The sequence below is a fragment of the Rhodobacteraceae bacterium IMCC1335 genome (assembly GCA_039640495.1).
Taxonomy (GTDB): Bacteria; Pseudomonadota; Alphaproteobacteria; order Rhodobacterales; family Rhodobacteraceae; genus Thalassovivens.
The window spans coordinates 1,837,275-1,859,854 of sequence record CP046864.1 but is presented as its reverse complement, the minus strand read 5'-3'; the positions used below and the strand labels follow the sequence as shown (position 1 = coordinate 1,859,854).

20 protein-coding genes and 1 pseudogene are annotated in these 22,580 nt (G+C 47.7%); 7 read left to right on the top strand and 14 right to left on the bottom strand.

The window, feature by feature from the left end; all coding sequences use genetic code 11:
- Positions 1-562 precede the first annotated feature (562 nt).
- Positions 563-4,198, top strand: coding sequence for a vitamin B12-dependent ribonucleotide reductase (locus tag GN241_08840; protein ID XAT57461.1), 3,636 nt, complete (start codon positions 563-565; stop codon positions 4,196-4,198).
- A 498-nt stretch (positions 4,199-4,696) separates the two neighbouring features.
- Here the strand turns inward: GN241_08840 and GN241_08835 are convergent, their stop codons facing one another.
- On the bottom strand, positions 4,697-5,347 hold the full coding sequence (locus GN241_08835; protein XAT57460.1) for a thioredoxin domain-containing protein: 651 nt from the start codon (positions 5,345-5,347) through the stop codon (positions 4,697-4,699).
- Entirely contained in the window at positions 5,340-6,875 is a 1,536-nt protein-coding gene (locus GN241_08830) for an AMP-binding protein (GenBank protein XAT57459.1), read from the bottom strand. Before GN241_08830 ends, GN241_08835 begins: the two co-directional genes overlap by 8 nt.
- A 66-nt stretch (positions 6,876-6,941) precedes the next feature.
- Between GN241_08830 and GN241_08825 the strand changes: the two genes are divergently transcribed.
- Positions 6,942-7,565: a helix-turn-helix domain-containing protein gene (locus GN241_08825; protein ID XAT57458.1), complete on the top strand. Its 624-nt coding sequence runs from the start codon at positions 6,942-6,944 to the stop codon at positions 7,563-7,565.
- 29 nt (positions 7,566-7,594) lie between these two features.
- Here the strand turns inward: GN241_08825 and GN241_08820 are convergent, their stop codons facing one another.
- Positions 7,595-9,307, bottom strand: a complete 1,713-nt coding sequence (locus GN241_08820) for an ABC transporter substrate-binding protein (GenBank protein XAT59236.1) — start codon at positions 9,305-9,307, stop codon at positions 7,595-7,597.
- A 379-nt stretch (positions 9,308-9,686) separates the two neighbouring features.
- Here GN241_08820 and GN241_08815 point away from each other — a divergent pair, with 379 nt between their 5' ends.
- Positions 9,687-10,460 carry a 3-hydroxybutyrate dehydrogenase gene (locus tag GN241_08815; protein ID XAT57457.1) on the top strand — a complete coding sequence of 258 codons (774 nt, stop codon included), beginning with the start codon at positions 9,687-9,689 and terminating at the stop codon, positions 10,458-10,460.
- 63 nt (positions 10,461-10,523) lie between these two features.
- Here GN241_08815 and GN241_08810 read toward each other — a convergent pair whose 3' ends face one another.
- The 5 genes from GN241_08810 to GN241_08790 all read right to left on the bottom strand — a co-directional run bounded on the left by GN241_08810 (position 10,524) and on the right by GN241_08790 (position 14,539).
- A complete protein-coding gene (locus tag GN241_08810) occupies positions 10,524-10,670 on the bottom strand; it encodes a DUF1127 domain-containing protein (protein ID XAT57456.1) in 147 nt (48 codons plus the stop codon).
- A gap of 370 nt (positions 10,671-11,040) precedes the next feature.
- On the bottom strand, positions 11,041-11,739 hold the full coding sequence (locus GN241_08805; GenBank protein ID XAT57455.1) for a DUF502 domain-containing protein: 699 nt from the start codon (positions 11,737-11,739) through the stop codon (positions 11,041-11,043).
- Positions 11,740-11,829: 90 nt separating this feature from the next.
- Positions 11,830-12,729: a pseudouridine-5-phosphate glycosidase gene (locus tag GN241_08800; GenBank protein XAT59235.1), complete on the bottom strand. Its 900-nt coding sequence runs from the start codon at positions 12,727-12,729 to the stop codon at positions 11,830-11,832.
- Between the two features lies 1 nt (position 12,730).
- Positions 12,731-13,615, bottom strand: coding sequence for a kinase (locus GN241_08795; protein ID XAT57454.1), 885 nt, complete (start codon positions 13,613-13,615; stop codon positions 12,731-12,733).
- Between the two features lie 6 nt (positions 13,616-13,621).
- Complete coding sequence (locus GN241_08790) at positions 13,622-14,539, bottom strand: DUF4198 domain-containing protein (protein ID XAT57453.1); 918 nt, start codon at positions 14,537-14,539, stop codon at positions 13,622-13,624.
- Between GN241_08790 and GN241_08785 the strand changes: the two genes are divergently transcribed.
- The 3 genes from GN241_08785 (at position 14,424) to GN241_08775 (ending at position 17,510) form a co-directional block, all read left to right on the top strand.
- A complete protein-coding gene (locus GN241_08785) occupies positions 14,424-15,572 on the top strand; it encodes a HupE/UreJ family protein (protein ID XAT57452.1) in 1,149 nt (382 codons plus the stop codon). The two genes, GN241_08790 and GN241_08785, sit on opposite strands and share 116 nt — an antisense overlap.
- Positions 15,573-15,742: 170 nt before the next feature.
- Complete coding sequence (gene rpsB, locus GN241_08780) at positions 15,743-16,561, top strand: 30S ribosomal protein S2 (GenBank protein XAT57451.1); 819 nt, start codon at positions 15,743-15,745, stop codon at positions 16,559-16,561.
- Positions 16,562-16,634: 73 nt separating this feature from the next.
- Entirely contained in the window at positions 16,635-17,510 is an 876-nt protein-coding gene (locus GN241_08775; GenBank protein XAT57450.1) for an elongation factor Ts, read from the top strand.
- Positions 17,511-17,602: 92 nt separating this feature from the next.
- Here GN241_08775 and GN241_08770 read toward each other — a convergent pair whose 3' ends face one another.
- From GN241_08770 to GN241_08745, 6 genes are all read right to left on the bottom strand, one after another.
- Complete coding sequence (locus GN241_08770) at positions 17,603-18,328, bottom strand: LuxR family transcriptional regulator (protein ID XAT59234.1); 726 nt, start codon at positions 18,326-18,328, stop codon at positions 17,603-17,605.
- 485 nt (positions 18,329-18,813) lie between these two features.
- The gene (locus tag GN241_08765) at positions 18,814-19,275 is read right to left on the bottom strand and encodes a hypothetical protein (protein XAT57449.1); all 462 of its coding nucleotides are present in this window, start codon (positions 19,273-19,275) and stop codon (positions 18,814-18,816) included.
- Positions 19,276-19,452: 177 nt separating this feature from the next.
- Complete coding sequence (locus GN241_08760) at positions 19,453-19,731, bottom strand: hypothetical protein (GenBank protein XAT57448.1); 279 nt, start codon at positions 19,729-19,731, stop codon at positions 19,453-19,455.
- A gap of 421 nt (positions 19,732-20,152) precedes the next feature.
- A complete protein-coding gene (locus GN241_08755) occupies positions 20,153-20,779 on the bottom strand; it encodes an FMN-binding negative transcriptional regulator (GenBank protein XAT57447.1) in 627 nt (208 codons plus the stop codon).
- Positions 20,780-21,003: 224 nt separating this feature from the next.
- Positions 21,004-21,228, bottom strand: coding sequence for a hypothetical protein (locus GN241_08750; GenBank protein XAT59233.1), 225 nt, complete (start codon positions 21,226-21,228; stop codon positions 21,004-21,006).
- 174 nt (positions 21,229-21,402) lie between these two features.
- Positions 21,403-21,732 (bottom strand): hypothetical protein, encoded by a 330-nt coding sequence (locus GN241_08745; GenBank protein ID XAT57446.1) that lies wholly within the window; start codon positions 21,730-21,732, stop codon positions 21,403-21,405.
- Positions 21,733-21,808: 76 nt separating this feature from the next.
- Between GN241_08745 and GN241_08740 the strand changes: the two are divergent.
- Positions 21,809-22,359: pseudogene (locus GN241_08740) on the top strand (hypothetical protein).
- Positions 22,360-22,580: the final 221 nt, after the last annotated feature.

Genomic DNA, 22,580 nt, shown 5'->3' with positions numbered 1-22,580 from the left:
TAGCCCTAATACTTGGGCGCATGCTATTAAATTTAATGCAAAAAAATTGCTTAAATTAAAAGCATATGCGGATTGAGAAAGAAAACAGTTTAAGCGCCGTGACCGAACTGCATCGAAAGTTATTGGATAAGTTTGAGATCCTGCTTTGGTATTTTGCCTGACATATCGCCCAAGATGAATCGGCGGGTTATCGATTTAAATGTTTCCATAAAGCTCAAGTTCTTCTGCTAACCTTCCAAAAAAATTCAGTTTTTTTTAACCAATGGCAAACCCAAAAATTTTCGGGCCTCAGGCATAACTTGTAAGTTGAGATTTCAAAAAAATTTAAGACTGTGAAGTCAAGCGAAATTATTTGAAAATTTTTAAAAAAACCGATTGACCAACCCCACTCATATACGCCAATTTGTGCGGATTGACCCGCGTGACACAAGATGTGGTGTTTGCGGAGGGCCATTCGGTAAAAAGAAACGATTGTTGAACCATTGGAAACATGCGTTGGGGCTTATGTGGTCGTTGCGCCAAACAGCCGGGAATCGGCGAGTATAAAAAGAGGCACGTTAAGATGAAAATTGAACGCAATTTTACGAAAAAATCGGCCGACGCGTATGCGGGGCTTGAGTTTGTCACCACATCCTCAGAAATCAAAAATCCCGACGGTACGGTTGTTTTTTCGCTTGAGAATATTGAAGTGCCAGCGACATGGTCGCAGGTTGCAAGCGATGTGATTGCGCAGAAATATTTTCGCAAAGCGGGCGTGCCGACCGAATTGAAGCGCGTTAAGGAGGCAGGCGTGCCCGAGTTTCTTTGGCGCTCGGTCGCGGCATCACCCTCAACGCCGATCACGGGCGAAACGTCATCCAAACAGGTGTTTAACCGGTTAGCCGGCGCCTGGGCGTATTGGGGCTGGAAGGGCGGCTATTTTTCAACCGAAGAGGACGCACGTGCCTATTACGACGAAATGTGCCATATGCTGGCGACCCAGCGTGCTGCACCCAACAGTCCACAATGGTTCAATACAGGCCTGCATTGGGCTTATGGTATTGATGGTCCAAGCCAGGGTCACCATTACGTGGATTACAAAACCGGCAAGCTTGTAAAATCTAAATCTGCTTATGAGCATCCGCAACCGCACGCTTGCTTTATTCAATCAGTCTCAGATGATTTAGTGAATGAGGGTGGTATTATGGATCTGTGGGTGCGTGAGGCGCGTCTGTTCAAATACGGATCCGGCACTGGCACTAACTTTAGCTCATTGCGCGGCGATGGAGAGCCGCTTTCTGGGGGTGGAAAATCATCCGGCCTGATGGGCTTTTTAAAAATTGGCGACCGCGCCGCTGGGGCGATAAAATCGGGCGGCACAACGCGCAGAGCCGCCAAAATGGTGATTTGTGACGCGGATCATCCCGATATTGAAAATTTCATCAATTGGAAAGTGAAAGAAGAACAAAAGGTTGCCAGTATAGTCGCGGGCAGCAAAATGCATGAGGCCAAGCTGAATGAAATATTTGCCGCAATCCGAGCTTGGGATGGCAGCAGCGAAGATTCGGTAGATCCAAGCAAGAACACTTCTTTGAAATCGGCAATTCGGGCGGCAAAGAAAGTTGCTATCCCGGAAACATATGTGAAGCGGGTTTTGGATTACGCCAAGCAAGGCTATGATAGCATTGAATTCCCAACCTATGATACAGATTGGGACAGCGAGGCCTATGCCTCTGTGTCGGGTCAAAACTCGAATAACTCAATTCGCGTAACGGATGCGTTTCTGAAGGCTGTAGAAAACGATGCGGATTGGGAATTGCTACGTCGTACAGATGGATCGGTCGCCAAAACCATCAAAGCCCGGAAGTTGTGGCAAGATGTTGGACATGCGGCTTGGGCCTGCGCCGATCCGGGCATTCAATATCACGATACGGTAAACGCTTGGCATACATGCCCCGAAGATGGTGAAATCCGCGGCTCTAACCCGTGTTCAGAATATATGTTTTTAGATGATACGGCCTGTAACTTGGCCTCTATGAATTTATTAACCTTCTTAAAGGACGGAAAATTCCAATCTGCCGATTACATGCACGCCACGCGGCTTTGGACGGTGACGCTCGAAATATCTGTGATGATGGCGCAGTTCCCATCAAAAGAGATTGCGCAGCGGTCTTATGATTTTAGAACGCTTGGTTTGGGGTATGCCAATATTGGCGGTTTGCTCATGAATATGGGCTATGGCTATGACAGCGCTGAGGGGCGCGCGCTTTGCGGGGCGTTGACCGCGCTAATGACCGGTGTAAGCTATGCAACTAGCGCGGAAATGGCGGGTGAATTGGGGGCGTTTCCGGGGTATAAAAAGAACGCCGAGCATATGCTGCGCGTGATCCGCAATCATCGGAACGCGGCGCAAAGCGCCGTGGATGGGTATGAAAAACTGGACGTAAAACCGTTGCCGCTGGATGCCGCGAATTGCCCGGATCAAAGCCTGGTAGAGCTTGCCCGCAACAGCTGGGATCAAGCGTTGGATCTGGGGCAGAAGCACGGCTATCGTAACGCGCAAACGACCGTAATTGCGCCCACGGGCACGATTGGGCTGGTTATGGATTGTGATACCACCGGCATCGAGCCCGATTTCGCGCTTGTAAAGTTTAAAAAGCTTGCAGGAGGTGGTTATTTTAAAATCATCAACCGTTCAGTGCCCGGAGCGCTCGAAAAGCTTGGCTATAGTAGTTCGAAAATAGAAGAGATTGTGTCATATGCGGTGGGTCATGGAAGCATTGGTAACGCGCCCGCGATTAACCATACGAGCTTAATCGGACATGGGTTTGGAAAAACCGAGCTGGATAAGATTGAAGCGGCGCTAGCCTCTGCCTTTGATATCCGGTTTGTGTTCAATCAATGGACGCTTGGCGCTGATTTTTGCACGAAAGTGTTAGGCATTCCGGCGGATAAGTTGAATGATCCAAGCTTTGACCTGCTGCGTCATTTGGGTTTCTCAAAAGCTGAAATTGACGCTGCAAATGATCATGTATGCGGAACCATGACGCTCGAGAATGCGCCGCATTTGTCAGAAGCGCATTACAAAATCTTTGATTGCGCCAACCCATGTGGAAAAAAAGGCAAACGTTTTCTAAGTGTTAATAGCCATATTTACATGATGGCAGCTGCGCAGTCATTTATTTCGGGCGCTATTTCAAAAACCATCAACATGCCCAATGATGCTACGATTGACGATTGTCAGAAGGCCTATGAGTTGAGCTGGTCATTGGGTGTAAAGGCAAACGCTTTATATCGCGATGGATCGAAGCTTTCGCAACCTTTGGCCGCGGCGCTGGTTGAGGACGACGATGAGGCCGCGGAAATACTTGAAACGGGCAGCCAGCAAGAAAAAGCAGCGGTAATTGCTGAAAAAATTGTTGAGAAAGTCATCGTAAAAGAGATTATAAAATCACATCGCGAAAAGATGCCACATCGCCGCAAAGGTTATACCCAAAAAGCCATCGTCGGCGGGCACAAAGTCTACCTTAGAACCGGCGAATATTCTGATGGCGCTTTGGGCGAAATCTTCATCGATATGCATAAAGAAGGCGCCGGCTTCCGCGCTATGATGAATAATTTTGCAATCGCGGTATCCGTCGGCTTACAATATGGTGTGCCGCTGGAAGAATTTGTAGACGCCTTTACGTTTACGAAATTTGAGCCGGCGGGCATGGTGCAGGGTAACGACAGCATCAAAAATGCAACGTCGATCCTTGATTATATATTCCGGGAATTGGCCGTCAGCTATCTGGATCGCACGGATCTTGCACATGTGGCACCGGAGGGGGCAGCCTTTGATGATTTGGGGCGTGGACAAGATGACACGGTCCAAAATATTCAAGAAGTCACAGAAGATGCAGCGTCTAAGTCACTAGCAGTGCTGAAGAAAATCAGTTCCTCTGGTTATCTACGCAAGCGCCTGCCAGAAGATTTAGCCATGTTGCAAGGCGGCTCCGCAGAGGTGGCTGATGTCGGTTTGGGGGCTACTTCTAGCGCGGTATTGGTTGAAGCAGAAGCAACCACACCCGTGATTGCCACTGAAATGGATTTGCGCAGCAAGGCCAAAATGCAGGGATATGAAGGCGATCCTTGTGGAGATTGCGGCAATTACACATTGGTGCGTAACGGCACCTGCATGAAGTGCAACACCTGCGGAGCAACGTCGGGATGTAGCTAAGAGACAAGGGGCGGGTGCGCTCGCCCCCGAACGGCGTTCAGGCCACAGGCAAAAAAATATAGATATCGAGCGGTAAAAATGATGAGCTTGAACGGCGAAACTAAAAGGGGGGCTATAGGCCTCCCTTTTTTTATATCTTCTTCAAGAGCAGTGAACTGGCTTCTTGAAGTATTTTCATGACAAGACGGGCTAGCATACCGCGCTTTGGAGCTTTTTCGGCGATCTGACGGCAGAACCGGCCAGAATCGCGTATACTGAAAATGTACGATTTGATCAAATATGCTTGATCCCCGGCTAAACGGTAACAGGTTTGAATTTCAAGAAAGTTAATCGCCAGAAACGCGAACTAACCGCGCCGAACGCGTTATTTCACGCACATTCGGCTTTCTCTTGGATTGGCTTTAGGTTTGACATTACCTTTGCGCAACATAGAGATTTCGACAATAAGGGCCGACGAATACAGAGGCATAAATTCTGCGTGTTGGCAAAGAGGCCTAATTATGTGGTTGCTTTTAAAGAGATATTTTCCTGAAGCTCGGCAATCACTTGCGTCCATAAAGCAGCCGGTTGTGCGCCTGGAACCGCGTGTTGACCCGCAACGATAAAGGTTGGCACCGAGTTCACCCCCATGTCACGTGCAGATGCATCACGCGCGCGCGTTTCCTCTTTGTCAGCCTCTGAGTTCAAAAGTTTCAAGACCACCGCCGCATCCATGCCGCAGCTATCAGCAATATCGGCGAGCACTTCGCTATCTCCAATATTTTGTCCATTTTGAAAATAGGCTTCAAACAGCGCATCCACCACAGCATTTTGTTTCTCTTCCACACCTGCCCAATGGATCAAACGATGGGCATCAAGCGTATTCGGTGTATGTGATATTGCTTCTAAATTCAATGTAAGGCCTGCCATCTCGGCATGCTCAACCACGGGCGCATAGGCTTTTACCGCGGCCTCTTTACCGCCAAATTTTGTTTCCAAATAGGTGCGCCGCTCCATCCCCTGCGCCGGCATCTCTGGATTGAGTTGAAACGGATGCCAACGAATATTAAAAATTAAATTAAGCTTACCTTCTAAAGCCTTCTCAAGGTTTGTTTTTCCAATAAAGCACCATGGGCAAATTGGATCAGAAATAATGTCTAAATTAACCATTCAAGTTATTCCAGTTTAAGGCCAAGGCTCGACGTTGGATTTTACCATTGGCGGCCATGGGCAACGCGTTACAGCGGATATAAGTCTTCGGGCATTTATACGCTGCAAGATGATGTTTTGCAAAACGATCTAATGCGGTGCCATCCAGCTCTGCCTCGGCCATATAAAACCCCGCAATGACAAAGCTGTTTGGCTTGATTTCTATCGATGTCACCGCAATATTTACAACCCCCGGACACATTTGCATGACGGTTTCAACCTCTAAAGGCGCCACCCGAAAACCGCCCGCATTCATCATATCATCAGCGCGTCCGCGATATGTGATTGCTCCATCCTTTTCCATGATGGCCAGGTCGCCTGTAAGAAACCAATCGCCGCGAAAACAAGCTTGCGTGGCCTGCAGCGCGCCAAAATACCCAAGCATCAAGCCTGCGTCGGCGCGATGCACGGCAATAATTCCAATTGCGCCATAAGCAACAGGGTGTTCCCCCCCATCCAGCGGCAGGATTGCCAGTTTACGCCCGCGTTGAGGGCGCCCGAGCGCCCCTTGTTTTAAACTGAGCTGGGGTGCATTGGAAATAAATGTCGAACATTCAGACATTCCATAGGCTTCGTAAATAAATGTATTGGTCGCTTTATGCCAATTTTTAGCAATCAATGGAGGCAGCTTTTCGCCTGCGGACAAACAATGGCGCAGATTTGGCAATTGCAGATTCTGATCAAACTGCAAAACTTTGCGGTAAACACCCGGAACCGCAGCCATGAGCGTCACTTTGCGCGTGCGCAATATTGCCGGAAGCCCATCGATCCGATTTGGGTTTTTTAAAACCAACGCGGTTGCCCCCTTGCTCCAGGGGTCTAATAACCCAGTGCCCAAGGTGAAGGTCCAATTCAGGCCCCCCGCATGCAAAAGACGATCGGATGGTTTCAGATGATACCAGTCTTTCATCATCATTTGGCGGGCCCAGATTGCACGATGCGCATGCATAACGGCCCGGGGCTGTCCTGATGTGCCCGAAGTAAACACGATATAAGCCAATCTATTCGGATCACCTTGATCATAATCACAAGGCGCCATATCTCGCAGCGTTGCCAAAGTTGCTTGGCCGATGATCTGTCCATCATATTGGCTGGGCCCCGCCAATTCATGATCCAGCAAAATGGCAGCAGGTGAAATCAGCGAAACAGCGTGGTCAACTTCTTTTTGCGTCCATTTCGCGGGGCTGGGCACAGGAATAAGACTTACAGATATCGCAGCCAAAAAGGTGATCGGAAAATCGATGGTGTTTCCCAAGCGCATCAGAATCCGATCCTGCGGCTTTAACCCTAAGGATAGAAGCCCCGTTGCGGTTCCACGGATCGCTTGCGTTAAAGCCTGAAACGTCCATGTTTCAACAGATCCATCCGTATCTATGATTTCAAGCGCTGTTTTCTCAGGAGTTTCATCTCCTGCGTTCAAGACATAGGCCGTCAAGTTAAATAAATCAGGACAGGGCGTGGCTTGTTCACTATGATATAAAGACACCATAGGTTTATGTGGTAGAAGGCCCTGCTCAAACTTGCAAGTATATGGCAAATAATCGAAGGCTTGATCATGTCGGAAACAGATCCAAAATCAATAATCCGGATCGCCCGCGCGAATGGGGGGGACGAATCCGTTGAACCGTTGAATTTAGGCGCACGCGTGCGCGAATTGCGCAAAGCCCGCAATTGGACGCTGGAACAAGCGGCGCAGCAAGCTGGCCTTGCCCGCTCGACCTTGTCAAAAATTGAAAATAGTCAGATGTCTCCCACTTATGAGGCATTACGAAAGCTGGCGGTAGGCTTGGAAATTTCTGTGCCGCAATTGTTTACGCCGCCGGTGAAAAACCAAATAAACGGTCGGATGGCGTCAACAAAATCGGGGCAGGGCACGGCGCATCCGACCACCACCTATGAACATGAGCTCTTGGCTGAAAGCTTGAGCAAAAAGAAAATGCTGCCTTATCATGCGCGGATTAGAGCGCGCTCGATTGACGAGTTTGATGGCTGGGTGCGCCATGATGGAGAAGAATTTCTTTATGTTCTTACCGGAGTGATAAAACTATTCACCGAGTTTTACGAACCGTTGGAAATGCGCCGCGGTGACAGTGCCTATTATGATGCCACGATGGGGCATAATGTGATTTCGACCAGCGAAGACGATGCAACCATTTTATGGATAACCTCTTTGGCCTGATGACAGCCCGTCAAGGCTTTTTACACGCGTCATTTCTCGACCCACCAGACATCCGGAAGAAAGCCGATCCGATCGCCATAAAGGGGGAGGTTTTGAGGGTATTTCAAATTGGCTTTATGCGCAATGCGGCTGACTCCATCATGATAAATTGGAATGACATAGCGGCCGGCCATTAACACCCGATCCATCGCTCTGGTGATGGTTTGAACGTCATCTTGCGATTTGGCATGCACCAACCCTTCAATAAGCGCGTCCAATGCTGCCGATTTCACCCCCATAAGATTACGCGTTCCATCAACATCAGCCATCTCTGAACTCCAATACAGTTTTTGTTCATTGCCTGGGCTTAAAGACAGGTCGCGCCGATAGGGCGTCATGTCAAAGTCTAAAGCGCGGATGCGCTCTGCGTATTGCGCCCCATCAACAAGCGAAATCTCAGCTTCAATCCCAAGCCGCTCCAAGGCTTGACTGTAAATATCGAGGATAGATTTATATTCTTGGGCGCCCTGACGCAGCAATATTTCAAATCTGACTGGGGCTGCTTGAGGATCCATTAAAACCCCATCGCGCAGTTTATAACCTGCTTGCGCCAGCAGCGATTGCGCTTTGCGCATATTCTTGCGGTTGCCCAGAGAGCCATCGCCTTTTGGAAGCGCTATACCTTCAAGAGTTCCTGGCAGCAATTTTTCAGAATATGGGGCCAGTATTTGGGCCACTTTTGCCGGGGCTGCCCCGGGTTGCAGTGCCAGTGAGGAATTGGAAAAATACGAACTGATGCGCGCTTGACGGTTCGCATTCTGTGCCTCGTTTATATATTCGAAATTGAACGCGTGGATAAACGCATCGCGCACCCGCCAATCGGAAAATAGTGCACGGCGGCTGTTCATCACCAAACCGCGCATGCCGCTTGGACGCGCATGAGGAATTTCCGATTTGACCACGCGTCCCGAAGCAATGGCGGGAAAATCAAACTGCGTGGCCCATTTTTCGGCATTACCTTCGCGAAAAATATCCACCTCACCGGCCTTGAAGGCCTCAAAAACTGCGGTTGCATCGCCAAAATAATCAATTCTGAGCCGATCAAAATTTTGCGTGCCTTTGCGAAACGGCAAGTGAGCGCCCCAATATTCAGGATTGCGCGTCAATTCTATAAATTTTCCAGCTTCAAGCGCGCTGATTTGATAAGGTGCGGTTGTGATTGGAATAATATCGAGGCCAGAGGCTGAAAAATCCAGACCCTGCCATTGCGCTTTTTTCAAAATAGGGCGCATCCCGGCCAACAGCGCCAATTCGGGATTGGGGTCAGAAAACGTGAACATAACCGAGCGCGGGCCAGTGGCGATAGCGCTGGATATTTTTGACCATAAACCTCGGTAGCGCCAATGCCCCTCAACGCCCAAAGTCTTGTATGACCAGATCACATCTTCAACAGTAACCGGGCTTCCATCGCTGAACCTTGCCTCTGGCCGTAAGGTGAATGTGACCCATTCGCGATTCGCGCCAACCTCGATTGATTCGGCCAAAAGCCCGTATAAAGTGAAAGGCTCATCCCAACTACGGCCCATCAAGCTCTCATAATTCCAAAATCGTAATTGCCATGGGCTGCGGCCTTTCAGGATATGCGGATTGACGGAATCAAACCCACCAACAGCCCCGATTCTCAACTCTCCACCCTGAGGAGCCTCTGGGTTGGCGTAGGGTAGGGACACAAAATCCGGTGGTAGAGCCGGTTGCCCATACATAGAGATAGCAGGTCTGGCCTCTGCCCAAAGGATTGGTGCAGGCATCAGCAACATCCAAACCAAAGAGCTGAGGAAGACGCGAAACAAGGGCATAGCGATACTTTCTATTTTGGCGAGAGGCACGTGGCCTGCCCAGCTTATGCTGCCTGAGCGTGGTTTTCAAATTTTTAGCTTGGAGCGGGTTCAACAACGCTTTATACAGAAGGAACTGCTCGATAGGTTTCTTGCCTGTATGAAACCTGCCTCAATGACTTAGCGCCTGCTTTATGCAGGCGTTTTTTTTTAATTTTATATTTTTTCTGCGACGCAGAAATACGCGTTGCGCGTAATCTGACTGTGTGGCATTTTTTGAAAGCAGAAAGGGGCGTAAGAGCAGGGCATGAACTTATCGGGAAAAACCGCCGTAATCACCGGATCAACCTCGGGAATAGGCTTGGGAATTGCGCGTAAACTGGCAGAGGCGGGCGCAGATATCGTTCTGAATTCGTTTACGAGCAAACCCGAAGATCATCAGTTGGCGAATGCTTTGGCCAGCGAGTTTTCAGTTCAGGCCCGGTATTGCTCAGCTGATATGCGCGACCCCAAAAGCTGCCGAGCTTTGATCGAAAACCTGCAATCTTGTGATATTTTGATCAATAATGCCGGTATCCAGCATGTGGCTCCGATCGACACGTTTCCCATTGAAAAATGGGATGAGATTATTGCGATCAATCTCAGTGCGGCATTCCACACATCGGCTGTCGCCCTTGGCTTGATGCGCAAGGCGGGCTGGGGAAGAATCATAAATATTTCATCGGCGCATGGGCTGACAGCCTCACCGTATAAATCAGCCTATATCGCGGCAAAACACGGGGTGATTGGGTTAACAAAAACAACAGCTTTGGAAACCGCCGAAGAAAATATCACCGCCAATGCAATTTGCCCCGGATATGTGCTCACGCCGTTGGTTGAGGCGCAAATCCCTGATACGATGAGAAAATACGATATGAGCCGGGAAGAGGTGATTAAAAAAGTGATGTTGGAGCGTCAACCTTCACGGCAATTTGCAAGCGTTGAACAATTGGGCGGTACATGCGTATTTTTTTGTTCTGATGCTGCGGATCAAATCACCGGCACGACCTTAAGCGTTGATGGCGGCTGGACAGCGTTGTAACGCGCTTCAGTTCCTCCATCTCACGCAACGCTCAAAAAGGGGGTTATCATCAGAGCACGACATTCAAGCCCGCTTAACGCGACGGTTCTTAGGAATGCGATATCCTTGCTGAATTTCCCTTAAGGCGTCGCATTTGGTTTTTCCGATATCTGAAAGCTGTTCATCTGAAAGGCCCTTCAAAGCGTTTCGTTCGCGCTTTACTTGCTGCATAAGCTTTATCGATTGCCCGTAATATGACAGATTTTGTAGTCTTAATATAGTTTTAAAAATAACACTTTGTTCGCTCCTTATGTCTTAGAAGCGCACCACCGTAGGCGTTTTAAGTGAGACAGGTCTTAATTTACCCAAGGCCCCACTATTTGGCGGGGGCGCTTTGGGTTTATTTCTTATAAATCAAAAATAAAACGCAAAGATCCCCGCAAAGCGACCAAGTTGTTTTATTATTATTTCGGATATATAAAAACATACCTTTGGATATGCCGAGGGTTTTGGCATGTCAAGCCAGCCTAAATGTTATTATTTTCATAAAAACAATGAATTTCAGACATCAAAACAAGGCGCTCAACCTACTGAATTCATATTAGGCTTTTAGTTCTTTAACCGGCAGATCCTCAGGATAGACAAGCCCGGCTGAGATAACCAATTTGGCCGCATCCTCAACGCTCATATCCAATTCGATCACATCTTCAGCAGGAAAGAATAACAAAAAGCCTGAGGTCGGGTTGGGCGTTGTTGGAACAAAAATAGATTGCATTTTCTGCCCTGATCCTGCGCGTTTTGAAACCTCACCTTTCGCTGTGGTGGAAATAAATCCGATGGCCCAAATGCCGCGCCGTGGATATTCGATCAAACATGCTTTTTCGAAAGACCTATCGGCTTGCGCAAACACGGTTTCCGCAATTTGCTTTACGCCCGAATATACCGAGCGGACAACCGGCATGCGGTTCACGAGGTTTTCTGCGGATCGAATGAAGGTACGGCCAAGCAGTCCTTTGGCAATCCAGCCGATGAAGGTGGTGAAGACCAAAAAGAACACAACGCCAAGACCACGGATATTGACCCGCACATCCTCGCCTAGGATAGCCTTTAAAATTTCTTCAGGTTGATATTGTGAAGGGACAAAGGGCAAAACGAAGCCATCAATCCAACCAATCACTGTCCAAACCAGCCACACGGTCAAACCTACGGGCGCAATGACGACAACCCCGGTTAGAAAGCTATTCCTGAACCCTGAGATAAACCTTTTTAACAAGGTCGGTGGTTTTACAAGATCACTCATGACTATAACCCTTTACCTGCGCCAACACATATCATACTTAGACGCGCGCACAATATTCATACGCCTCAATTCTAAACAGTACCGGCTCTGTCATAAATTTTGTGCAATCTGAGCCGCCAAACGCGCATTGTTCAGCACCAGAGCAATATTAGCGGTCAAAGATCGGCCTTGCGTCAGATCAAAAACGCGTGAGAGCAAAAATGGTGTCACTGCCTTTGCGGTGATTTTTTGTTGCGCTGCCTCTGTTAGCGCTTGGGCAATCATAGGATCAATTTCGCTTTGGGGAATTTGATCACCCAATGGTATAGGATTGGCCACCAATTGCCCGCCAGACAGGCCCAATTCTGCGCGCATTTTATGCGCCAAAGCTATTTCTTTTGCCTCATCCATACGCAACGACGCAGGATAGGAAGACCTCGCAGACCAAAAGGCAGGGAATACATCGCTACGATAACAAATGACTGGAACGCCATAAGTTTCCAAAACTTCCAGCGTTTTTGGAATGTCCAATATTGCCTTTGCCCCCGCAGCGACAACCGTTACGGGCGTAAGCGCCAATTCCCGAAGATCGGCCGAGATATCAAAACTATTTTCGGCGCCGCGATGGACGCCGCCAATTCCACCCGTTGCAAAAACCGAAATGCCTGCAAAATTCGCTGCAATCATCGTGGCGGCAACAGTGGTTGCTCCAGTCTTTTTTTGCGCCATGCAAAGCGCTAAATCGGCCCGTGATAATTTGGCGGCATTTTTTGTTTGCGCCAATTGCGTTAGGTCCTTTGCGCTTAAACCGATTTTCAAAACACCATCGATCACGGCAATTGTCGCGGGCGTGGCCCCAGCCTCGCGCACACATGATTCCACTGATTTTGCCATATCCAGATTTTGTGGCCAAGGCATCCCATGGGTGATGATGGTACTTTCCAACGCAACGATGGGGGTCTTTTTTGTTAATGCCTCGGCAACATTGGGTGCAATCTGACAATTCAGCATTTCATATCTTTCCTGAAACAAAATTCTGCGCTTCACCTATGGCGCTCTTTAGGGCCTCCTCAGGCGGCGCGCCGTCTAGCTCAGCCAAAATATGCTGCGCCATGAACACATCGCCCGCACCGGTTATTTGTTTGATCTGCACCTTGGCAGGGCGTGCAACGATTAAAGGCAGCCCGCGCTGCACATCGGCAGCGGGCTTGACGCCATCCGTCACAATAGCGCGCCAGGCGCCAGCCGCCGTCATCGCCTGTGCGGCATCCGCTGCGGTTGCAAATTCTGAAGCGCAGATAAACTCGGCCTCGTGCTTATTACAGTAAATCGTGACCCGAGCGCCCCCTAAAAAACACCTTAATCGGGTTGCTTTACCGGGGGAGGCCGAGCATATCCTAAGGTCACCTTGTTGGAGCAAGGGATCCTGCGCAATGCGCGCCAATAGGGTTTCGGTTAGATTGCCATCAACGACCATTGTTCCCTTAAAAGGAGCGTTTGGGGAGCCCAAGCGCCCATCGCTTAAAGGGCGCAATATTGCCTCCCCGGCTGCCTCAAGAGAATTTGCATCTGCTAGCGCTGCAATTAACCCCGTGGCATCTTCGATTGCCATATATCGATCCGTAGGAAGATTTGCGCTGCGATAGGCAAATTTTCCGTCTATGCCCAGCCCCGCCATCAACTCTAATAACGCGCAACCGGCCGGATCCTTACCGATATGCGACAGCATAATGGTGTCGCAGCCCTTGCGGCTGAAAAGTTTGGCGATGTTAAATGCCACGCCCCCAGCTTGCTCTTTTATGAACCCGGCAACATCACCGCCTAATCCGGAATGCGTTCGCGTACGTCCGATCACATCCCAAAGGACACTCCCGATACAAATAATAGGCGTTTCCATCGCATTCTACCCTTCGGGTACAGCAAAGGTCACCGCTGCCCAGAGGCTTTCCCAATGGGCGGGCGGCCCGTTGGCGGTATTGGGATCCGGTACTCTTAGCAAGACAGCATCCAGCAAATATGTGTGCCCGGGCTTAATATCTATAACCGCCACGCCCTCGGCGTTGCTGCGCATCAAAGACACCTTTACAGTCCCGTCGGAGGCTCTTTCAAATATTTCGATTTGAGCATCCGTGCGTGGTGCATCGCGATACAGAATTTGAACAGCAAGCCCCTGCGCCGGGTCATCCCGATAGGGATTGCCTAGCAGCACAAACTCAGTTTCCAGCCCAAAGCGTTGATCAACGCCTTGCGCCGCGCCGATGCCAATCAAAGCCTTACTATAGCGATGATACGCTTCTTTCACATTGGTTTTTAACAACCCGCGCGCTTCGTGCATTTCTTCGATGGGTCCAAGATCTTTATGCTGAATAAACGCATCAAATTTCGCCCAGTCACGATAGGTGAGGCTGCTGGGCGTGGATTCATACACAACCACCATCAGCCCATCTTCGCCGGGAGTTGCCGAAAACGCTGGAATATCTCCCATGCGCGCTTCAACCTGATGGGTTTCCTGGTTCAAAGACCAATAAAACGATTTGATCCGGGACTTAAAATAAGCCTGCGCAGACCCTTTAAAGTTCTCGCCATTGCGCAAGTCCAAGCGAATGGTTTCGTTAGATTGAGCTTGAAAGTTCTGACCATCAATCCATAGTTCATGTGCGAGACAAGGCTGAGCAGCAAAAAACGCAAAAAACGTAACAAGAGGCATGATGACAAAGACTCCCTTACATTTATTGAAAAACCTGATCGCTGTAGTATTGCTAAACCTTTTGGGCATATTCTCGGCCTCTGCACATGAAGTTTTCCCTTCGATAGCCGACATTACGATCACGGACAACCAGATTGAGATCGAAATACGCCTGATGGCAGAAGCTGTTTTGGCTGAAATAGATCTTTCTGAAACAACAGATACCAATGAGTCAGCGCGGGTAGCGGAATATGACCGTTTTCGGGCCTTGGAGGCGCAGGCCTTGGCGGAAGCTGTGCGCTTATTTTGGCCCTCTATTCAAACCCGCCTGCATCTTTGGGCCGCGCCGGAACATCAGGATTTAGCGTTGAGGCTTGCCGAGGTGAGGGTGATTGGCGAAGAAAATCAGGAACTGCCGCGGTTCAGTATTCTTCGTATAACCGGATCGCTGGCTTCACCAAGCGCCGTCAGCTTTGCCTGGGATTCTGAGCTGGGTAATCTGGTTTTGCGCCAGCAGGGCGTTGAAAATGGTCTAACCGAATATTTAAGCGATGGGCAACGCAGCAGCGCGATGAACGGGCAGGGCGCATTGGAAAAGCGCTCTGCATGGGGCGAGCTGGCCTCTTATGTGCCGGTCGGGTTCGACCATATTATACCCAAAGGGCTGGATCACATTCTTTTTGTCTTGGGTCTGTTCTTTCTCACCCTGCGAATCTCAGCGCTCTTATGGCAGATTTCGGCCTTTACTTTGGCCCATACGGTCACGCTTGCCGCCGGTGCGATGGGCTTGGTCACCATTTCAGGCAGTATAGTTGAACCTTTGATAGCCGCCTCGATCGTTTTTGTGGCGGTTGAGAATATCTTTTCTCAAAAGCTTCACCGTTGGCGACCGGCTTTGATCTTTGGATTCGGATTGTTGCACGGGCTCGGTTTTGCCAGCGTTTTGCAAGAATTTGGGCTGCCGGATGGACAATTCATAGCGGCTTTGATCGGCTTTAATATTGGCGTAGAAATAGGGCAACTTACTGTAATTGCATGTGCTTTTTTATTATTGGGCGTGTGGTTTGGAAATAAACCTTGGTATCGAGCCTATATTTCAATCCCGTCCTCTTGCCTGATTGCTTTGATCGGAGCCTATTGGGTGATTGAACGTACCATCTTAGCGTAAGACAACCCCTTGTATTTTAGGCTTGCGCCCAGAGATAAGCTGATTTAAACGCGCCCCTATCGAAATCCGCAGATGGAGTTTGGGCATTTAGGGGATACATCCTTAAAGTCCACCGGTTGGAGCATCCGCTCTTACAGCTCTGTCAAGGCGAAAACCGGAAAGGAAAAATCATGGCTCTTCCAGAGTTTACTTTGCGTCAATTACTTGAAGCTGGCGTACATTTTGGCCACCAAACACAACGTTGGAACCCGCGTATGGGTGAGTTCATTTATGGCGCCCGCAATGGCATCCATATTATGGATTTGACACAAACCGTGCCGATGCTGGACGCGGCCTTAAACGCAATTCGCGAAACCGTTGCGCGCGGCGGGCGTATCCTGTTTGTGGGCACAAAACGCCAAGCAGCAGCGCCGATATCCGAAGCGGCCGAGAAATGCGCACAATATTACATGAACCACCGTTGGTTGGGCGGCACGCTGACCAATTGGCAAACGGTTTCACAATCAATCAAGCGGCTTGCAAATATTGACGAGCAGCTTACGGCCGGTATGGACGGTCTTACCAAGAAAGAACGGCTTGGACTTGAGCGCGAGCAAAACAAATTGCAAGCGTCACTGGGCGGTATTCGCGATATGGGCGGTGTGCCAGATTTGTTGTTTGTGATCGACGTGAAAAAAGAAGCGCTGGCGATTGCAGAAGCCAATAAGCTGGGGATTCCCGTGGTTGGTATTGTCGACACAAATTGTTCCCCAGATGGCGTTGATTACATCATTCCAGGCAATGATGATGCATCTCGAGCTATCGCTCTGTATTGCGATTTAGCCTCTCGGGCTGCGCTTGATGGAATGTCTGCCCAATTGGGTGCCGCCGGGGTTGATCTTGGCGAAATGGAAGAGGCGTTGCAGGAAGAGGCCGCGGTTGAGGCCGAGCCTGCTGCTGAAGCGCCTGCTGCAGAGACGGCTACAGAAGCAGCTACGCCAGAGGCGTAAGCGCTGATCTAAAAGCCAAGGGCAGGGGAATGACATCCTGCCTTTTCTTATGACGCTAAATGAGGAGAGCCAAATGGCCATCACAGCATCAATGGTAAAAGAACTGCGCGACGCGACAGGCGCAGGTATGATGGACGCAAAGAAAGCCCTGACAGAAACTGAAGGCGATTTTGAAGCAGCGGTTGATTGGCTGCGCACCAAAGGCCTTGCCAAAGCGGCAAAGAAATCGGGCCGCGTGGCAGCCGAGGGATTGGTAGCCGTTTCTGTTCAGAACGGCACGGGCGTGGCTGTTGAAGTGAACTCTGAGACCGATTTTGTTGGTAAAAACGCTGAATTTCAAACAATGGTCGGCTCATTCGCGCAAAAAGCGCTCAATGTGGCAGATCTTGATGCGTTGGCGCAAGCCGATATCGGTGGAAAAACCGTAACCGAGATTTTGACAGATAAGATTGCGACGATTGGCGAAAATATGTCATTGCGCCGGATGTCTAAAATCTCGGGCGACGGCGTGCAATCTTATATCCATAGCAGCGCCGCCGAAGGTATGGGGCGCATTGGCGTTCTCGTTGCCACGAAAGGTGTCAACGAAGCTTTTGCAAAGCAAGTTGCTATGCATGTTGCGGCCGCAAACCCGCAATCGCTTAGAGCTGAAGATCTAGATCCGGTTTTGCTAGAACGGGAGAAAAACGTTTTAACCGAACAAGCGCGCGAATCTGGAAAGCCCGAAGCGGTGATTGAAAAAATGATCGCGGGTCGCATTAAAAAATTCCTCTCCGAGGTGACGCTTTTGGGTCAAGCTTTTGTGATCAATCCAGATTTGACCGTTGAGCAAGCTGCCAAAGAGGCCGGCGTTGAAATCACGGGCTATGTGCGGATGGAAGTTGGCGAAGGTATCGAGAAAAAAGAAGAAGATTTCGCAGCCGAAGTTGCCAAGGTTGTGCAAGGTTAAATTGTGACTTTTACGGTTTCCGGCGCGTGATCGCGCCCAGAGCTTTCAATAACCACCAAGGCCGCTACACGCGGCCTTTTTTATTGCGATTATCATTTGGTAATATGAATTTGATTTTGCCGCACAGTCTTCATTATGGCCTGCACAGTGGTTTCAACGCCCAAACCTTGGCGGGCAAGCCGCAAATGTTTTTCAACAGTGGCCGGCGATATGTTCAACAAAACGCTAACATCTTGTAACGTTTTTCCATCACTGACCCATTGAAGAACCTGTATTTGGCGCTTTGTAAGGTTTAAAGCGGCGGGCGTTTCCAAAGGAAGCGCAATGATCTTTAAATGAACAACGTTATTGATAAGCAAAATCTCATCGCCAAATTCTTTCCAGTTCTCGTCGACTTCCTCTTGCGACATGTTTTTTGGCGCCGTCAGCCCAATTGCGCCTTTAGACCGCAATGAAGGCGCTTTAAAGCTGATCGTATAGCCGGCTTTGACATCGTGTTTATGGTTGAAGGCGATAGTGGCCAATTCACCTGGGCTTAATGTCGCGTTTTGCATTCGCTTTACAATATGTGTCCAACTGCAGGCGCCGTTGTTGGCCTGTGCCCAATTGGTCATCGGCGCATCTTTGAAAAGCCCATCATTTATGAACCCATTTATATAATCTGCACTGTGGTTGGTAAGAAACGTAAAATCATTGGGATCGCCCAATCCGTTATCCGTAGAAAAATGCGTAAACCCATAGACCAAACGATCAAAATTATACTCGCGCATTTTTGATACGTGAAGTTCCCAAACATCGCGGATCAGATCCGCTTGCATAATCTCGCTTAGAAATCTTTCGACTTTCACGCGCTTAGAGTCCTTTCGTTTGTCAGTCTGGTTCAGACAAATATTAAAAATTATATTATAGGTCGATAGCAGAAATAACGGAACGCTCTTAAATACGCACGCAATTATTTAACATAATATATATTATACGACTTACCGAGCCAGTTTCTTATCAAACCCCAATTTAGTTAGCCTTTATGCCCTGTCTTCTTGTCCCCCTCTTTTACGGCCCTATTACGTTCCAAACGCGTTTTATTTGCCAAATCTTCCCTTCAAAACGCTATAAAACGAACCAAATATATTCAACTGATCTATTACCTCTAAACTCAGGTTAATCTCAACGCTATATTTAGAGCGTGCTCTGATCTTAATTGGCAAAGAATTCATGAACTTACAAATGCCTATCGATGGTTAGCGAAAAGCCGTTTAGCGAATAGTATCAAGTCCTTCACAACCTATCATAGTTGGAAAATACGTTATTTTTCATTGTTCCTTAAAGGTAACGCAGCTTTACGTCTTTTAAGAAGCCCCAAAAGCACTTCTGCCTCATGTACCATGGTCTTTTGAAACATATCCGAGCTATAATCTGCATAATTGACGACTGACGCGCATAATTCATCAGACGCCTGATAATAGTGCCTTTTATCCTTTTTTTCGCAGATTACCCAACCTACAGCAACTGTCTCCTTGCATAGATTGCTAATCGTCTGCCGGCTTATTGAGAGCTCCTTTGCCATCTCGCCCACGGTGTAACCCTGCTTTACCACTGCAGCAATATACATCATGCGACTGAAGACAGCCTTTTCTGGTGTACTTTGAAAATAATTCGTTAAAGCACAGTCAGAACGCCATCGTCTTCGTTCCTTAAAAATTTCTATTTCAGTTTTAGCAAGATGGAACGAAAACTCGTGTAAAGTCTTATTTATTATATCATCCAAAGATCTATCCCATCTTTTTCATCCTCTGTATAACATGAAAAACGGCGTTCTGCGTCTTACAGCTAGAGGAAGAGTGAGTTTAGTATCAAACTTTTCTTCTTCAGAAATCTTTGAAGGATTTTTCTTTTTGAACAACATTATAAAGTTCAGTTCGACACTTCAATACTATCCCTTAAATCAAGGTTTGTTCGTTGGAGTCAAATTTTTAAGCTCCGACTTCAAATCTGTGATTGCCTGCTGGCGAGCAAGCATATTTTTGTTCAAGTTAAATCTAGTTTCTTGATTTTCTTGATCTAATCTGCGTAGAAAAACCACTATATTTTTGGTTTTTTCGTTGAGTTCAGAAATATTGTAAGTGGTCTGATCTATGTTGATTGTTGATTCATTATGATCTCCGACGGCAACTTCATTGTCAGCTTCGACACTTTTTGTATCATGTTGTTCTTCTTTGGTCATGGAGAGCCTCACTTATACATCGGCTGGGGTAAACATAATTTTTATGGGAAAATCAAAATATTATTATCCCATGGAGGAGTTAAGGCTAAATGCAAAAACCGTTAAATTTAACTAAAAATTTTTACAAACTTAAAGACTATAAACCGAAGATGAAACCGAACTCGAAATAGGTGCTTTGTGGTAACAAAAATCAATTTATTTACTTCTTGGTTAACGTCGTTAAATCCCGTAAAAGTTGTACACTAGAAGCTATGGAGGTCTAAAACTTTGGCTTAGTTTTAAATCGCCACATTAAAAAAAGGGTCACGAAAAAACGCCACCCTTTGTTCGTTACATTTTTTGTTGGAAGTTTAACGCTTGGCTATTCGGAATTTTATTTAATTGTTTTGGATCAAATACTTGCGTGGTAATAAGAAGAATGCTATCGTTCTGCTAATCTCTTCATTCTCTTATTCATACCAACAAACTGCATCTCGTCCATCTTGTTCATCACAGCAATATAGTCAATTTTCTCTCTATTTTGGCTCAACTTTGATTTGGCTTCCAGTCGATTAATATGAAACTCAATGCCTACAATTCCATCAAGCATTGTCTTCATGTAGTCTTTTGGCGCATCTCGCATCTTCCAAGCATTGTCTCCATTTAGCCGCTTCTCGTGCAGTTGCGTAAGCAATCCGACAGCGGCAATTTTCGCCTTATCACTATGCTTAAAGTACAATTCACCGTGCATATGAACTACTTGATAATTCCAAGTTGGTACGTGCTTATGGTGCTGCACTTTGGTTGGGTACCAATTTGGTGAAACGTAGGAATTTTCTGCTTTAAAAATAAATGCTGCCTTACAGCCATCCTCTAAAGTTTTATGCATACTGTTGGAAAATGCTATATGCCCAATCAATTTATCGTCACGCCAAATCATTGGAAAATGATTTAATTCAAAGTCATCACCGATGTTTGCAACACACGTTGCAAATGGAAACTGCTCCACAATCGCCTTAATCTCCTCAAAATCATTTTCTCTGAAATGTTCTGCCAAATACATTTTCATTTTTCCATTATTTTAGGGCATCACTATGCCACTCATCCAAAGCAGCGTTTCGCCCATTCAAACACGTTAAATCTGCAGTTTTCCAGCAAAAAACGCACACACAAGCCTCTGTCGCTGTGTAGCACTCAACGCACCCTACCCTCAAAATTACCTTATATAGCAAGCACACACGTGCTCTACGCCACTACTATGCACGTCGCTTACATCGTTTTCCGATGTAAGCACTACTTGGGTGCTATAGGCTTGATGGCTTGTATGGGTTCGAAGTCTTGCTGCGATACTTGCTGTTTTGGCACTGCTTGGGTTGGCTTTGGTGTGTTGGAAGACTTGGGTATAGGCAGCGTTGGCAATGGCTTGTTACGCTTTGGCTGCGCAGTTTTCACCTTCACACCTTCAATGTCACGTGCCTCGTCCGCAATCGTGCTTGCCAAAAGCCTCAGCACTTCCAAACGCACTGCTGCTTGTCCTTTATTCGTTATGTCTCGTATCGTGTTCAGCGCACGTTGCACATCAGCTAAAGCACTCACTATGCCACCCCCATATGTGCAAAATCACCACCCCAAAACTGTAAGTACTTGCCTACCAAAAACCGCAGCACGTTCTTTCTACGTCCAAAACCCATTTCACACAGCACCCATTCGTTCTGCTGCTTGCCACTTTGTCCGTGCTTGTTCGTTTAGTGCCGTTGTGCATTTGCTATGCAGCACTGCAAAGCGTTGCGCCCACTGCTTGTGCTTGCTGTCACTGCTGCGTTCCAATCGCTGTGTGTAGTAATTCAATTTACTTGCACACACTGCCAACGCATCTGCACTTGGCTGTAACTGTTGGAAGCGCAAAACACGCATATAACTTGCGTTCTTCCCCAACCACGCAACACAAAACTCTTGTTCGCCTTGCACTGCATTTGCAGCAATCAATGCGTGTTTAATCTCATCCAAAACCGTTTTCGTCATCAAATTCTCCTCTGCGCATAAATACACAGCAACGCTGTGTTGGTGTTTGCACACGAGTATTTATGGGATTTGGACAATGCGAACTTACAAGGCGCCTGACATACAGCAACTTTTCGACGCACAAGCACACTTGGCGCAGTTTTACGTCGTTGCGCACACAAACATTTGTCCAGCACGATTATCAGCCAAAACGCTGCACAAAAGTGTTCAAGCAGCAAAGCAAGACTTACGACACACACTCAATGTGCTTGCTGCAACGCTGCATCCAAATCAATCAAATCTCATACGTCGTAAACCACATCTCTATCGCCCACTCGCACTTACAACCATCGAAGCAGTCAACACAGCGCAAGCACAAACACTCACCACACGTTTCAACATCATATTAGGCAACATCCCCAAGCACTTTAGGCAAGCAGAAACAATCAACAGCATATTTAGGCACACTTAACAAACTGTAGGCAAAGCGAAGACGTGTACACGCAAACAATTATAGGCAGCAGCAAAGGCTTAAATTTCTACGTTCTAAAAGAGGCACATTATGACAAGCAGAGGATTGTAGGCGACATAAGCACTTGGGACATAGACAACACATTTATTCCCAACGCTGCTGTTTATGCAGACTGAAGTTAGCAGAGACAGTTTAGACGACAGCACACGCCGTTTGCTTGGGGACGGCGTAGTGTTTCGTATTGCTTGCAGCACAGTGTTTCAAACACACTCAAACAAAACAGTAGGTTCAAACACACTGTTTAGACACAACACACTGCAAACAAACAAGAATGTCATACAATACGCATTGTATGGGGTTCTGCTGTAAGTGCTTGTTATCGAACAACTCATTTCCA